Here is a 14,020-nt window from a genome sequence, read left to right on the forward strand (position 1 = left end):
GCTTAACGCATTACGCGGTCGTCTACATACTGACGTTTATCCGGCGCGGGCGGGAAATAGTGATACAGCCAGGTTTCGCTGATCGCTTCGCCTTGGCAGCGCAGGAACATCCTTATATCCACCGTATCGGTCGAATCGCTGGTCGGGTACCAGTCAAACTGGATGCGATAGCCATCAAACGGCTCGACGTAGAGGATCTCAATCTGCTTCGCTTCGCCACTGGAGAGGGTGATCACCGGCTCGATCCCTTTAGGCGCGGCCGCTTTCAGATCGCCACCAACAAAATCGACCGCAAAACGGCGCGCCCACACTTTCGGGTAGTGCTCGCCAGGGGCCCAGCCTTCCGGGAAGCCGCCCATGCCGGTGCGGGTAGCCAGCACGTTTGCCAGCGGGGAACGGACCGGCGGCCTGGCGCTCCAGTAGAGACGGTACTGGAAGTTCAGCTGATCCCCTGCCTTCACCGGTTTTTCCGGCTGCCAGAAGCAGACCACGTTATCCAGGGTTTCGCCGGTAGTCGGGATCTCCATCAGCCCGACGGTGCCTTTGCCCCACTGGTTACGCGGCTCAACCCACAGGCTTGGGCGCTTGTTGTACCAGCCCATGATGTCCTGATAGTGGGAGAAGTCGCGGTCAAGCTGGAGCAGACCAAACCCTTTCGGGTTTTTATCGGTATAGGCGTTGTATTGCAGCTTTTGCGGGTTATTCAGCGGACGGCAAACCCACTCACCGTTGCCGCGCCACATCGCCAGACGATCGGAGTCGTGGATCTGCGGATGGATGGTGTCGCAGACGCGGCGCTCGTTGTTGCCGCAGGCGAACATGCTGGTCATCGGGGCAATACCCAGCTGCTGGATCTCTTTACGGGCATAGAGATGGTTTTCGACTTCCATGATCACCTGCGTCTTCTCGCAGTGGATCACAAACTTATAGGCCCCGGTGATGCTCGGGCTGTCGAGCAGGGTGTAGACCGTAAAGGTAGTCGCCCCGGGTTTAACGGTTTCGAACCAGAAGGCGGTGAAATCCGGGAACTCCTCGGTGCTGTCGGCGTAGGTGTTCAGCGCCAGGCCGCGGGCGGAAAGCCCATACTGGTAGGTGTCGTCCACCGCGCGGAAGTAGCTTGCGCCGAGGAAAGAGACGATATCGCGGCGCGCCAGCTCGGGCGATTTAAAGGCGCGGAAACCGGCGAAGCCTAAGTCGCTCTGCCCTTCCAGCTGCTTTGTATCGACCCCTGCGTCGTGGTAGTTGAAGAGTTCCGGGCGGAAGTGGATCTCACGCGCCTGGGCGGTCTGGTTATCCAGGGAGAACATGCGCACCCGACGGCGGAAGCCCATCCCGACATGGAAGAACTGCACATCAAGCTGGCGGTTTTCGATGTTGTTCCACAGCGACTGCTTTGGATCGTACTGGATGCTGTTGTACGCCTGCGGCGTCAATGTGGCGAGCGTATCCGGCAGCGGACGCGGCGCACCACCCCACGGTGTTTGCGCCAGGTCGTGAGCCATGGATTGCAGCACAGAAAAGTCGAAACGGCGGCTGGTGCCGTCCGCAATATCCGATTCAGCTGCACTGGCCGCTTGGGAAAAGAGTGCGGCGAAACCGGAAGTCCCGCTCACTGCGGCTACGGCCAGAGATCCTTTTAAAAAACGTCTGCGATTCATGCCTGGAAAAACGTCCTTATGGTCGTGGGGTGGTGGGTTTCGCTTAAGGCGAAACAACGGCAAGAAAGAACATCATTAAAAGGGCACAGCCTAAACAAAAACAGTTAAGAATCCAATTGTTGGCAGGCGAGAATATGAACAAAGCGCGAAAGAATTTTCTGTCGAGGGGAATTGCCTGAAACGGAGGTAAAGTTATGTTGAAAAAAGCCCCCGACGGACATCATCGTCGGAGGCTAAGGGTAAGATGATTATTTCACGCTGACATCAATGCCCGGGAAGTACTTCTGCGCGAGTTTGTCGATGGTGCCGTCAGCACGGACTTTATCAATGGCGGCATCAAGCTGCTTTTTGGTGGCCTCATCGCCTTTACGCAGGCCATAGCCGATCCCGCTGCCGAGGATGGTGTCATCGGCGACCGGCTTACCGATAAAGCCAAAGCCTTTCCCCTGCGGCTTGCTGAGGAAACCCGCCTGCCCGGCGGCAGACATCACCAGCGAGGCGTCAATACGGCCATTCAGCAGATCGCCCCAGGCCATGTTCTGATCTTTATACGACACCACGGTGACACCCTGTTTTTCCCAGTGCTCCTTGGCGTAGGTTTCCTGAATGGAGCCCTGCAACACGCCCACGGTCTTGCCCTTCAGCCCTTCCGGGGTGGCGTCCACCGCGCTACCGGTCTTGCCCACCAGTTGAGACGGAATACGGTAGATCGGCTGGGTAAAGTCGATGCTCTGGCGACGCTGGTCAGTGATGTTCATCGCCGAGTTGATGGCGTCGAATTTCTTTGCCACCAGCCCCGGGATCAGCGCGTCAAACGAGGTTTCAACCCAACTGCACTTCAGGGCCGCCGCCGCGCAAATCGCATTGCCCAGCTCAATATCAAACCCTTCCAGCTCACCCGAGGCGTTACGGCTCTCAAAAGGCGGATACTCAGCTTCTACGCCGTAACGTAATTCGGTTGCAGCAAGTGAGGAAAACGAACACAGCAACCCCAGGCCGACAACGAAGGCTTTTACTTTCATGACTGAACTCCTTAGCGTGGTTTTACCCGACACAGGGCCTGCGCACCTGCCCGTAATGTCGCCTCATCTTTGGCAAAAGAGAGACGGATTAATTTGTTATCTGTCCCGTCGGTATAGAACGCCGAGAGCGGGATCGTGGCAACACCGTAATCAACAATCAGCCGTTTCACCATCTCGCTGTCGCGTTCATCGCTGAAGTGGCTGTAATCCGCCAGCAGGAAGAAGGAGCCTGCGCTCGGCAGCAGACGGAACGGTGAATCGGTCAGTAGATTGACCAGCAGATCGCGTTTGCGCTGGTAGAACGCCGCCAGCGACAGCCAGGTTTGCGGATCGGCCATATGTTCAGCAAACGCGTACTGCATAGGGGTATCGGCAGAGAACATCAAAAACTGATGGATTTTGCAGATCTCATCCATCAACGGCGCCGGGGCGACACAGTAGCCGACGCGCCAGCCAGTGACGTGGTAGGTTTTGCCAAACGACGAGACGATCACGCTGCGCTCCGCCAGCCCCGGATGGGTGGCCATGCCGTGATGCGGCACGTCGTCAAACACCACGTGCTCGTACACTTCGTCAGAGAGAATAATGATATCGGTGTTGCGGGTGATCGCCGCAAGCTGCGCCAGATCCTCCGCCGAGAAGACCTGCCCGCTCGGGTTATGCGGCGTGTTGATGATAATCATCCGCGTGCGCGAGGTAATGGCGGCGCGCACTTCATCCCAGTTAACGGCAAAATCCGGCACCGTCAGCTTGATGGCTACCGGCGTGGCGCCCTGCAGACGGACAATGGGCGCGTAGCTGTCGAACGACGGCTCAAAGTAGATCACCTCATCACCAGCATGCACCAGCCCGCTGATGGCCGAATAGAGCCCTTCGCTGGCGCTGGCGGTAACTAACACTTCGCTGGCGGGATCGTACTGCGTACCGTAGAGGGAGGCGATCTTTTCGGCGATGCGTTCCTTCAGCGACGCCAGCCCGGTCATGGAGGCGTACTGGTTGTGGCCCGCCTGCATGGCGCGGTGGACACCTGCCACCAGCGCGGGATCGCAGTCGAAATTCGGCGCACCCTGAGAAAGGTTGATCGCATTGTGTTCAGCGGAGAGCTGACCGATAACGGTAAAAATCGTGGTGCCAACGTCCGGCAGTTTGGAACGGGGTTGTATCGGAGTACGCAGCGTCATCGGAATTTCCTCTGGTGAATAATGCATAACTATTCAACCTGAACGCTATTGTGGCGACAATCGAATTGTTGTCATAATAGCCATGATAAAAAATCATACCTGGAGGTTCTGTGTCGCATCGCGCATTCCCGCTCACTGCCGTTGAGGCGTTTATTGTTACCGCCCGACACCTGAATCTGACCCATGCGGCAAAAGAGCTCTGCCTGACCCAGGGGGCGGTGAGCCGTAAGATCGCCGCCCTTGAAAGCTGGTTTGGTTTTCCGCTGTTTGAGCGCCACGCCCGCGGGCTGCGTCTCTCCTCTCAGGGCAGCGCCCTGCTGCCGGATCTGCGCGCGTCGTATGAACACTTTCTCACGGTGGCGGACCAGGCCCGGGCGCAACAAACCGTGGTGCGCCTGAAGGTGCCCACCTGCGCCATGCGCTGGCTGGTGCCGCGGCTGTTGCAGGTGGAGCGCGAGCAGCCTGAATTGCAGATTGCCCTGACCACCACCAACGATCACAGCGTCAATTTCAAAACCGAATCCTATGATGCCGCCATTGTCTTTGGCACCCATCTGAGCGCGGGCGATCTGCTGTTTGAAGAGGCATTAACGCCGGTATTAAGCCCCCTTCGCCAGGGCACAGCGGTGGAGTCGCTTACCTGTCTGCACCCGACGCGGGATAAAACCGACTGGTCGCTGTGGCTGGAGAAACAGGCCGTACAGCCGCCTGCCATGCACAAAAATCAACACTTCGACACCATGGATCTGGCGATCACTGCCGCCATTCAGGGGCTGGGCATCGCCATTGCCGACGAGACGCTGGTGGCGGAGGATATCCGCGCCGGGCGGCTGGTGCGGCCTTATGCCAGCAGCGTAAGAACCGGCGCCAGCTACCGGCTGGTGCTGCGGGAGTCGCGCGGCAAAGCGGCGGGACTGGCCGCCTTTCGTGCGTGTCTGCTTAATCCAAGCTGACGTGGTGCTTCATCACCCGTTTAAACAGCACCATGCGGGCGCGCATAAATCGGTTTTCAAGCTTAAAACCCGCATGTTTATTCACTCCGATACGTAGCAAAACGTCCCGCCTGCGGTGACACGCAGGCCAGCGCGTCGGGCCATTCAGCGTGTCGCACTCCCGGCTGGCATGGCGGGCAAAGTTGACCCAGTAGTCGGCAACCTGGGCGGCAAAGGCCAGGTCGTTGGCATTAACATACTGTCGGGCAGGCTCGGCGAGGGTGAGCGTATCAAACACATACGGCACCTCGTTGCCATGCCAGGCCCCGTTGATGTAGGTGGCATGTTCGGCTTCTGCCACGTAGTCGAACCAGTAGCGCCAGCACGGCTCCCCTACCCGCTGCTGGGCCTGCATCACCACAAACCCCAGGGTGGTGAAGGCCATATCGCGGCATACCTGACGCCCCAGTTCGGTATCATCTTTGACGCCGGGATAGAGCAGCTTGATCAGCCCCAGTCCCAGCCGCCGCTCCCGGCGCAGCTTCTGGATCTGCCCGGCAAGATCGATGCCAAACACCGCCATCACGCTGGCTTCATCGCTGTTGGAGCCGACCATGATCGGCACCGGATGGTGGCGGGCGGCAAAAAAGACCTCCAGCATCGGCTCCGGCAAGACACAATCCCCATGGATCGGCGCGGGAGCTATGTTGAGCGGCGCCGTCAGCGGCCAGAAAGCCTCAGGCGGGATCGCCCGCAGCTGCTCTGCGGTGGCGTTTTCCAGTCCAAAATGGGCCGCCAGCGCCTCGCCTTTTTTAAGCGCCTGTTCCCGGGGCGTGTCCGGCAGGGTGTAGCCGCTCTGGATTATCGCCTTATGAAACAGCCCCTTTGCTAGCGGCGAGGCGAGCAATGACAGCACGCTACGCGCCCCGGCAGATTCACCAAACAGAGTGATGTTCGCCGGATCACCGCCAAAGGCAGCAATGTTGTCGCGCACCCACTCCAGGGCCGCTATCTGATCGAGCAGGGCAAAGTTATGTACCACCCGCTCCTCTTCTCCCGCCAGCGCCGGATGGGCAAAAAAGCCCAGATGGCCGAGCCGGTAGTTAAGCGTCACCACCACGACCCCGCGCTGGGCCAGCGCTTTACCGTCGTAGGGCGGCAGCCCGCCTGCGCCAATGGTAAAGCCGCCGCCGTGCAGCCAGACCATTACCGGCAGCGGCGCGGCACGTTCTATCGGCGACCAGACGTTCAGATAGAGGCAATCCTCCGAGAAACGGCCCGGATCGCCCCCACCCAACTGCTGGCAGTACTCACTGCTTTGCCAGCTCGACGGCGAAAAGGCGGTGGCCTGACGCACGCCCTGCCAGCGTGCCACCGGCTGCGGCGAACGCCAGCGTAATGCGCCCACCGGCGGCGCGGCATAGGGAACGGCGCGCCAGACCTGTACATCGCCATCGGTTATGCCGCAGATATCGCCCTGGCACGTGGTCACTATCGGGGAAGAGACGTTTTCCATATCGACCTTCAGTTGCTATCACATCCCCGCAGAGTACCGTTTTTAAAGCAAACCGCAACGTCGCTTGCTGCGCTCTTCCGCTTCCTGATAGAGGGTGAACTCGTCCAGCACCGGGCAGCCCAGCGCCTCTTCAAAGGCATCACGGCTGGCATTGCCCCGGGTGCGGGCCTGAGTCTCGTTACCAAGGTTGGACTGGAAGATCCCGGCGGCACTCACCGGCAGGAAATCTTCATAGGTGATGGGCTGGGCGACCACCCAGCCGCGCTCGATGAGCGGCTGCGGATCGTCACCGGGGCCAAAGGCGTGGCGGTGCGCCTCTCCTGCCGGGGTCAGGCGATAGCGGAACCACGCCAGCCCCTGGCGGCGCAGGAAGATGTCGCTGTCGGGAAAGGCCTGGAAAACCTCCTGCAGATGCAGCTGGTGGGTCAGATTATCCTTGCCGGTCCCGGCCTCCGCCAGCAGGCGATCGTAGAGCTCGCGCCCTTTCGGGGTTAACGCCACGCCGCGCTGTTCAATTTCGCCAAAACGCGCGGTATGGGTTCCGCGCGCTTCTCCGGCAAACAGTACCGGCTCCTCCAGCGCCTTAAAGCTGGTCTGGCGCAGCAGAAGCGGCATCTCCCGGCGCGGCGGCCCCTCGATGAGCATCTTCGGCTCGATGCCGTATTCCGGCATTAACGCCTGCACCCGGTCGATATCCAGCGTGCGCGGGGTCAGGTGGTTGATATGGCAGCCCGGGAAGCAGACCACGTCAGCAATCAGCCGGTGTTCGTTGTGCAGCGCCAGGTATGTCTCATGATCGACCGTGGCGTGACGATGCCAGCGGAAGGTCTCCAGCGCCTCCTGAACAAACTCCTCGGCCTGCGCCGGGGTGAACGCCCCTTCCGCCTCGTGCAGTTCAATCAGCGCCAGGCAGCGGGGAGTAAAGATGTTGCGACGGGCGAGGATCTTTGCCGCTTTCTCGCGCAGGGCAAGATTGTCGATCAGTTCAAGGCGCAGCAGCGAGGTAAAGATACGAAACGGGTTACGGCACAGCGCGGCATCGTCTACCGGGCGAAAGGCGGTGGAGTGGACCGGCACCCCGGCCTGGGAGAGATCGTAATAGCTGACCGGGAACATCCCCATAATGGCGAACATACGTCGCAGGGTCGCCAGCTCCAGGGCAGTACCAACACGGATCGCCCCGTGGCGTTCGAGGTTGAGGCGGGCGAGTTCATCCGCGTTGGCCAGTTGTTCGTGCAGCTTCGGGTTGTTTTCCAGTACCGCCAGATTCACATCCGCTACCAGCTCCAGCAAGGTGCCATACTGCGGAACTTCCTGCTGGTACATCGCCGACATAGCCTGCGAAAAGTTTTCCCGAATATCATCAGCCGTGATGGTGTTCGCCATGATGTCATGCCTCTAGTGAATATTACCTGGAGTGTAGAGAAGGCCGTTGCTGCTGTTTGGAAGAATTTATGAATTGTGATCTGAGTGGTTGGCTGCCTGTTTTTCATGCTTCGCTGTTCAAGGAGGATAAAACACCCGGTCTTAAGTGAAACGAAAATATCCCCTAACAAAAATTTATATCCTGCATTATTAACAGGGGCAGCACTGTACATATTTTAACTTTTATTATTCTGATTATTTATTGATATTCTCATTGCCGTTAACTCTATGGCCGATTTATTTGTTCAATTTCCGCGCTAAGAATAAATGATAATTATTATCGCAATAGTCTGAATTTTCCGCCGTTAATCCTGGTTAATTACCCTCTTTGATAAATATCAACTACCCCTTTTAAAGCATCAGGGAAAATAAGGCTATTTTTTATGAGGGAATAATATGTCTGTACCTGAAAACAATGAAGATGACTTCCCGTCCGGGGTGTCGCGCAGAAGTTTCCTGAAGGCGGGTTCCGCCGCCATCGCTTTGCCTTTTTTGACCTCCGGGCGTGCAAGCGCCTCCACGCCTGGCGCAAAGGCCCCTGCGGTGGGTACGACGCCTGCCGCACGGGTGGTGCAAACCTGCAGTACCTTTGACTGCGGCGGTAAGTGCGATATTCGTGCGCATATTGCCGATGGCGTGGTTACCCAGATTACAACCCGGCCGGATGCCGCACTCGATCCCGATATGCCGGTGATGCGAGCCTGCGTGCGCGGTCGTAGCTATCGTAAATTTGTTTATCATCCCGATCGTCTGAAATATCCAATGAAACGGGTGGGTAAACGTGGCGAAGGTAAATTCGAACGCATATCCTGGGATGAGGCGACAACCCTTATCGCGGATAATATTACCCGCATTACGAAGAAATACGGACCTGAATCCCGCTTCGTGCACAATAATACCGCAGTGAGCGGCGGCACTTTTTCCGGCGATAAAATGATGCGCCGCTTATTGAACCTGACCGGCGGGCATCTGGAATATTACCACTCCGTCAGTATGGGCAATACCGCCGCCGCCACACCTTATACCTACGGCACGGTCGCTACCGGCAATTCCCTTGATACGTTGCAGGATACCCGCCTGGTGATCCTCTGGGGGCATAACCCGACGGAAACCATTTTCGGCCATACCAACCACTATTTTCAGCAGATGAAGCAGAACGGCACCCGCTTTATTGTCGTCGACCCGCGCTACTCCGATACCGTGTCGTCGCTGGCCGATGAGTGGGTTCCGCTTTTACCGTCAACCGATAACGCGTTGATGGATGCGATGATGTACGTCATCGTCAGCGAAAACCTGCACGATAAAGCCTTTATCGATCGCTATACCCTGGGGTTCGATGAGGAGAACATGCCGGAAGGGGTACCTGCTAACGAGTCGCTGGTGGCCTATCTGATGGGCAAAAAAGATGGCGTGGTGAAAACGCCGGAATGGGCGGAAAAAATCACCCACGTCCCGGCCCAGACCATTCGCCAGCTCGCCCGTGACTACGCCACCACCAAACCTGCGGCGCTAATCCAGGGATGGGGGCCGCAGCGCCATATCTGCGGCGAGCGCACCGCCCGTGGCTCCACGCTGCTGGCGACCATCACCGGTAACGTCGGCGTAAAAGGCGGTTGGGCAGCGGGCTACGGCGGCATCGGCAACCGTAAGTTTGCCACCGGCCCGGAGATGCCGGACAACCCGGTGAAAGAAAAAATCTCGATCATGAACTGGGTGCAGGCCGCCGATGACGCCAGCAAGGTGACGCCGGAAGATGGCCTGACGGGGGCAACGCAGCTGAAGAGCAATATCCGGCTCCTGTTCTCGCTGGCGGGCAACTACCTCGCCAACCAGAACCCGGATATTCATCAGGCGGTGAAAGTCCTGGAAGATGAATCCAAAATTGAGTTTATTGTCGCAAGCGATCTCTATCTGACGCCTAGCGCCCGCTATGCGGATCTCCTGCTGCCAGAAACCAGCTTTATGGAGCGCTGGAACATCGGCGAGACATGGGGAACAGGCAGCTACCTGATTCTGTCCGAAAAGATCGTTGAGCCTGAATTCGAACGCCGCTCTGACTATGACTGGCAGCGCGAGGTGGCGGCGAAGCTGGGTATCGAAGCGCAGTTTAGCGAAGGCCGCAGCGAGAAAGAGTGGATTGAACACATCTGGGAGCAGACGCGCCTCTCCATGCCAGATGAACATCTGCCTACCTTTAGCGAGTTACAGCAACAGCGCCAGCATCTGTTCAAAAGCAAACCGCATATCGCCTTCGAAGCGAACATCCGCGACCCGGAGAATAACCCGTTCCCGACACCATCGGGCAAAATTGAGATCTTCTCAAAGCGGCTCTATGACATGCATAACCCGGACATCCCTGCCCTGTCGCACTACGTTCCAGCCCAGGAAGGCCCTGAAGATGAGCTGACGAAACAGTTCCCGCTGCAGCTCATCACCTGGAAGGGAAAAAACCGCGCTAACTCCACCCAGTACGCCAACCCGTGGCTGCAGGAGGTGCAGGTCCAGAAGCTGTGGATCAACCCGCTGGATGCGGAGAAACGCGGCATTCGCCAGGGGGACACGGTCCGTATTCATAACCAGCGCGGCATCTGCCAGGTGCCGGCAGAAGTGACCGTCCGGATCATGCCTGGCGTCGTCGCCATGCAGGCTGGCGCCTGGTGGCAACCGGACGCCAACGGCGTCGATCTCGGCGGTTGTCCAAACGTTCTTAGCTCGGCGCGTATCACTCCGCTTGCTAAAGGTAATGCTCATCAAACCATGCTTGTGGAGGTCGCAAAGTATGACGCAGCAGTTTAATGATTTTCCTCCCGTCAGCGATAAACAGCTGGGGTTCTTTATTGACTCGTCCCGCTGCTCAGGCTGTAAAGCCTGCCAGGTGGCCTGCAAGGATAAACATAATCTCGAGGTGGGGCGTCGCTTCCGCCGCGTTTACGAGGTGAAAGGCGGCGGGTTTATCCCGACCGGCCAGGGCGGCATGGCGCAGAACGTCTTCGCCTATACCCTGTCGATCTCCTGCAACCACTGCGCAGATCCGATCTGCACCAAAAACTGCCCGACAACGGCCATGCACAAGCGGCCCGGCGACGGCATCGTGCGGGTTGATACCCGCAAGTGTGTGGGCTGCGGCTACTGCGCCTGGTCATGTCCTTATGGCGCGCCGCAGATGAATGAAGAGACGGGACAGATGTCCAAATGCGATTTTTGCGTCGATCTACAGGCCAAAGGAGAGCTGCCTGTCTGTGTCGCCACCTGCCCGCTGGGTGCTATCAAGTTCGGCCCGATTGACGAGCTGCGCGCCCGCTACGGCAGCATCTGCGATGTGCAGGGACTGCCGGATTCATCCATCACGCATCCTAACCTGGTGATCAAGCCGCACCAGGGGGCAGAGAAAGAGGAGCAACCGCATGCATGAGTTGCCATTACTGATATTTACCCTTCTGGTACAGGGTTCCGTTGGCATCACGCTGTTCCTCACATTCGGCGCAGGGGCGGCAAAACCTGTACCGCAGGCAACGCGTCAGCTGCTGCCGGTATTGCTGATAGCCTGCGTAATGGGCGGCCTGGGGTTAATCGCCTCCACCCTGCACCTGGGCTATCCGCTGAATGCCTTTAACGCGCTGCGCCACGTCGCCAGCTCGTGGTTAAGTCGTGAAATCGTCTTTGCCAGCTTCTATCTGGCTGTGCTGGGGCTGTGTACGCTGATCCTGCTGGTGAAAAAGAGACTGGTCAGCTTCCTGTTGCCCATTGCGGCAGTGCTGGGGCTGATTGACGTCTGGTGCATGAGTGCCATCTACGCCAACAGCACCATCATCACCTGGATGCATTTCAACACCTGGCTAATGTTCTATGGCGCAGTGGGCATCCTCGGCGCCGTGGCGATGGCCTGGCTGCCCGTTCTGAACACCGATGCGGTGATGCAGACGCGTCGCACCCTGATGCGCCTGGCGGTGGTGTTCGTGGTGAGTATTGTCGCGATCCGCCTGCTGGCTCAGCCTGCGTACATGGATTATCTTGCCAACGCGCCGCTGAAAAACGTGGTGACGCTGCCTCATCAGCCGCTGGAGGCATTTGCCCGGCTCGAAGGGCTGCGCCTGGTCAGCTGGATAGCCTCCGTCCTCGGGGCGGTACTCTTTGCCGTAAGCGGCTGGCGCAACCGCAGAACCGGGCTCCTGGTCGGTGGCGGGTTGCTGGTGCTGGCGGAGATCGCGTTCCGCTTTGTTTTCTTTAACATTCACTGATGGCTATTTTTCGCCTTAACGCTAAGCCCCCTGCGCCCCCCGGCGTGGGGGCTTCTTGTTTGCGTAACACCTTCCCTCGCCACCCCTGCCGCGCCTGTGCAGACGCGTGCCCGGTGGCGGCCATTACCCTTTCCGCCGCCGGGCAGACGATCGATGACGCGAGCTGTCTGCGCTGCGGTAACTGCCTGTTTCCGTGCCCCACCGACGCGCCAGAAAATCTGTCACCTGCGCTCAGGAACTATCAGGCCGATCGCTTAGTCGCGCCGTTTTCAGCCTGCATAACCGCCGATGAATTGCTGATGTGGCATTTCCAGTACGCCATCCGGGGCGTGGAACTGGAGAGCGCGGCCCATCCGGTGTGGGTCCGGGCCGTCGCCGAATTAAATCTTACCCTGCGGCAACTCCGGGAGCCGGAGTGGCAGATTTTTCCGCCTACGCCCCGCGCCGTTAACCCGCTACGTCGCCACTGGTTACGCATCCCCGAGGAGAATGTCCAGTCAGGCCGGGTCCGCGTCGGTCGCCGCGCCCGCAGAGCGCTCTTACTGACCTTCAGCGAGTACCAGCTCTCCTTGTCGTTATCCCGGTGTGTGGCCTGCGGCGCCTGCGCCAGAGCCTGTCCTGAAAACGCGCTTCAGCTCACTGAGACGGCGCTGGAGTGGGATCCTGCCCGCTGTACGGGGTGTAACAGCTGTACCGCAGTCTGTTTCTCCGATGCGATCCGCATTGCGCATCAGATACAGGCCGCAACGCCACAACGCTATCCGTTTGCGGCAAAAACCTGTCGCAGCTGCCATCACACCTTCTACACCTTCTCCTCTGAGGCGGAGCGTTGTCATATTTGCCAGCGCCACGCCTATGCAATGCGGGAAGCATAGCCCGTCTGATGTTGCCATTTTGTTATGCAAAATGGCTTTCTTCCTCATAATCTCCTCTCTGGCCGCCCCTGATAGCGCATGTAAGCGACAGATTTTATTCAATGCTTTACTAAAACCGATGAAATGTTAACGATATTTTGCTATCAAGTTATCAAAATTAAATAACTTTCCTTGTCACGTTGAAGGCTCTGTTTTTAACATCGCTTATGGAAAAAAATGGTTTGTTTTCTCAGCGCATTCGTCTGCGCCATTTGCACACTTTTGTGGCCGTCGCTCAGCAGGGTACGCTTGGGCGCGCGGCTGAAACCCTTAACCTCAGCCAGCCTGCGCTTTCAAAAACGCTGAACGAGCTGGAGCAACTCACCGGCACCCGGCTGTTCGAACGCGGGCGCCTGGGCGCACAACTGACGCTGGTGGGGGAGCAGTTCCTGACCCACGCAGTCAAAGTCCTGGATGCCCTGAATACCGCAGGCCAGTCGCTGACGCGGCGTAACGATGTGGTGCCCGATGTGGTGCGCATTGGTGCCCTGCCCACCGCGGCGCTGGGCATTTTGCCGGCGGTCATCGGCCAGTTCCACAAGCAGCAGCGCAACATCACCCTGCAGGTCGCCACCATGAATAACACCATGTTGCTGGCGGGCCTGAAGTCGGGCGAACTGGATCTGGGGATCGGCAGAATGTCGGACCCGGAGCTGATGAGCGGCCTGAACTATGAGCTGCTCTTCCTGGAATCCCTGAAGCTGGTGGTACGTCCGCGCCATCCAATCCTCAACGATACCGTGACCCTCAGCCGGGTGATGGAGTGGCCGGTGGTGGTGTCGCCGAAAGGCACCGTGCCGCGCCAGAACGCCGAAACCTTGCTGCAAACCCAGGGATGTAAACTGCCGCCGGGCTGCATTGAAACGCTCTCGGCCTCATTGTCGCGTCAGCTGACGGTCGATTATGACTATGTCTGGTTTGTCCCGTCCGGGGCGGTGAAAGAGGATCTGCGTCAGGGCTCGCTGGTGGCATTGCCAGTGACCACCCCCGGCCCCGGCGAACCCATTGGGGTATTAACCCGCGTGGATGCCCCGCTCTCCGCCGCCACCCAGACGCTGCTGAGCGCGATACGTAAATCGATGCCGGTCTAATCACACTTCTCTCCAGCCCGTCGTGATGACGGGCTTTTTGTTT

At 58.5% G+C, this 14,020-nt stretch carries 11 protein-coding genes; 6 read left to right on the forward strand and 5 right to left on the reverse strand.

All coding sequences use genetic code 11. From position 1 onward, the window contains the following. Nucleotides 1-2: 2 nt before the first annotated feature. The 3 genes from FHC51_RS17150 to FHC51_RS17160 form a co-directional block, all read right to left on the reverse strand. Nucleotides 3-1,658 (reverse strand): glucan biosynthesis protein D, encoded by a 1,656-nt coding sequence (locus FHC51_RS17150; RefSeq protein ID WP_103822077.1) that lies wholly within the window; start codon nt 1,656-1,658, stop codon nt 3-5. A 248-nt stretch (nt 1,659-1,906) separates the two neighbouring features. Next, nucleotides 1,907-2,680 (reverse strand): ABC transporter substrate-binding protein, encoded by a 774-nt coding sequence (locus tag FHC51_RS17155; protein ID WP_103179733.1) that lies wholly within the window; start codon nt 2,678-2,680, stop codon nt 1,907-1,909. An 11-nt stretch (nt 2,681-2,691) separates the two neighbouring features. Beyond that, on the reverse strand, nt 2,692-3,861 hold the full coding sequence (locus FHC51_RS17160; RefSeq protein WP_220436169.1) for a pyridoxal phosphate-dependent aminotransferase: 1,170 nt from the start codon (nt 3,859-3,861) through the stop codon (nt 2,692-2,694). A 110-nt stretch (nt 3,862-3,971) separates the two neighbouring features. Between FHC51_RS17160 and FHC51_RS17165 the strand changes: the two genes are divergently transcribed. Beyond that, complete coding sequence (locus tag FHC51_RS17165; RefSeq protein WP_220436170.1) at nt 3,972-4,814, forward strand: LysR family transcriptional regulator; 843 nt, start codon at nt 3,972-3,974, stop codon at nt 4,812-4,814. On the opposite strand, the gene FHC51_RS17170 is transcribed toward FHC51_RS17165, so the two are convergent. Together FHC51_RS17170 and FHC51_RS17175 are read right to left on the reverse strand one after the other, a co-directional pair. Next, a complete protein-coding gene (locus FHC51_RS17170; RefSeq protein ID WP_220436171.1) occupies nt 4,801-6,309 on the reverse strand; it encodes a carboxylesterase/lipase family protein in 1,509 nt (502 codons plus the stop codon). The two genes, FHC51_RS17165 and FHC51_RS17170, sit on opposite strands and share 14 nt — an antisense overlap. 42 nt (nt 6,310-6,351) lie before the next feature. Further along, nucleotides 6,352-7,695, reverse strand: a complete 1,344-nt coding sequence (locus FHC51_RS17175) for a VOC family protein (RefSeq protein ID WP_220436172.1) — start codon at nt 7,693-7,695, stop codon at nt 6,352-6,354. A gap of 435 nt (nt 7,696-8,130) precedes the next feature. On the opposite strand from FHC51_RS17175, the gene FHC51_RS17180 reads away from it, so the two are divergent. The 5 genes from FHC51_RS17180 to FHC51_RS17200 all read left to right on the forward strand — a co-directional run bounded on the left by FHC51_RS17180 (nt 8,131) and on the right by FHC51_RS17200 (nt 13,977). Further along, nucleotides 8,131-10,530: a DMSO/selenate family reductase complex A subunit gene (locus FHC51_RS17180; protein ID WP_220436173.1), complete on the forward strand. Its 2,400-nt coding sequence runs from the start codon at nt 8,131-8,133 to the stop codon at nt 10,528-10,530. Further along, a complete protein-coding gene (locus FHC51_RS17185) occupies nt 10,514-11,146 on the forward strand; it encodes a DMSO/selenate family reductase complex B subunit (RefSeq protein WP_220436174.1) in 633 nt (210 codons plus the stop codon). The genes FHC51_RS17180 and FHC51_RS17185 overlap by 17 nt, the downstream gene beginning before the upstream one ends. Beyond that, the gene (locus FHC51_RS17190; RefSeq protein WP_220436175.1) at nt 11,139-11,972 is read left to right on the forward strand and encodes a DmsC/YnfH family molybdoenzyme membrane anchor subunit; all 834 of its coding nucleotides are present in this window, start codon (nt 11,139-11,141) and stop codon (nt 11,970-11,972) included. Before FHC51_RS17185 ends, FHC51_RS17190 begins: the two co-directional genes overlap by 8 nt. Beyond that, nucleotides 11,972-12,847 (forward strand): 4Fe-4S binding protein, encoded by an 876-nt coding sequence (locus FHC51_RS17195; RefSeq protein ID WP_220436176.1) that lies wholly within the window; start codon nt 11,972-11,974, stop codon nt 12,845-12,847. Before FHC51_RS17190 ends, FHC51_RS17195 begins: the two co-directional genes overlap by 1 nt. A gap of 206 nt (nt 12,848-13,053) precedes the next feature. Then, entirely contained in the window at nt 13,054-13,977 is a 924-nt protein-coding gene (locus FHC51_RS17200) for a LysR substrate-binding domain-containing protein (RefSeq protein ID WP_103822086.1), read from the forward strand. The last annotated feature ends 43 nt before the right edge of the window (nt 13,978-14,020 follow it).

Origin of the sequence: Leclercia sp. EC_58 (genome assembly GCF_019584355.1) — a bacterium.
Taxonomy (GTDB): domain Bacteria; phylum Pseudomonadota; class Gammaproteobacteria; order Enterobacterales; family Enterobacteriaceae; genus Enterobacter.

Excerpts from the sequence above, each read along its gene's own strand:
- FHC51_RS17150 (WP_103822077.1), bottom strand. The coding sequence starts at position 1,658 with ATGAATCGCAGACGTTTTTTAAAAGGATCTCTGGCCGTAGCCGCAGTG.
- FHC51_RS17155 (WP_103179733.1), bottom strand. The coding sequence starts at position 2,680 with ATGAAAGTAAAAGCCTTCGTTGTCGGCCTGGGGTTGCTGTGTTCGTTT.
- FHC51_RS17160 (WP_220436169.1), bottom strand. The coding sequence starts at position 3,861 with ATGACGCTGCGTACTCCGATACAACCCCGTTCCAAACTGCCGGACGTT.
- FHC51_RS17170 (WP_220436171.1), bottom strand. The coding sequence starts at position 6,309 with ATGGAAAACGTCTCTTCCCCGATAGTGACCACGTGCCAGGGCGATATC.
- FHC51_RS17175 (WP_220436172.1), bottom strand. The coding sequence starts at position 7,695 with ATGGCGAACACCATCACGGCTGATGATATTCGGGAAAACTTTTCGCAG.
- FHC51_RS17180 (WP_220436173.1), top strand. The coding sequence starts at position 8,131 with ATGTCTGTACCTGAAAACAATGAAGATGACTTCCCGTCCGGGGTGTCG.
- FHC51_RS17185 (WP_220436174.1), top strand. The coding sequence starts at position 10,514 with ATGACGCAGCAGTTTAATGATTTTCCTCCCGTCAGCGATAAACAGCTG.
- FHC51_RS17190 (WP_220436175.1), top strand. The coding sequence starts at position 11,139 with ATGCATGAGTTGCCATTACTGATATTTACCCTTCTGGTACAGGGTTCC.
- FHC51_RS17195 (WP_220436176.1), top strand. The coding sequence starts at position 11,972 with ATGGCTATTTTTCGCCTTAACGCTAAGCCCCCTGCGCCCCCCGGCGTG.
- FHC51_RS17200 (WP_103822086.1), top strand. The coding sequence starts at position 13,054 with ATGGAAAAAAATGGTTTGTTTTCTCAGCGCATTCGTCTGCGCCATTTG.